The 243-nt window shown below is 57.2% G+C and carries 1 pseudogene; it reads left to right on the forward strand.

The window, feature by feature from the left end:
- A pseudogene (locus tag MXD62_RS09440) lies at nucleotides 1-243 on the forward strand (acetolactate synthase large subunit); the annotation flags it as partial.

Here is a 243-nt window from a genome sequence, read left to right on the forward strand (position 1 = left end):
GTGTGATCGGATTGGGCGCACGCTTTGATGACCGGATCACGATGGGACGCACCAAGGAATTTGCTCCCAATGCCCGAATCGTCCATGTTGATATCGACCCGGCGGAGCTCGGAAAAAACGTCGCGACGGCCGTTACGGTTGCGGGCGACGTGAAAAGCACGCTGGAAAAAGCTATCCCGCTGGCAAAACGGTGCGATACGGATGCTTGGGTGGAGCAGCTTAAGACTTCGCAGCAGGCATACC

Origin of the sequence: Frankia sp. Mgl5, from assembly GCF_023242985.1 — a bacterium.
Lineage (GTDB): Bacteria > Actinomycetota > Actinomycetes > Frankiales > Frankiaceae > Parafrankia > Parafrankia soli.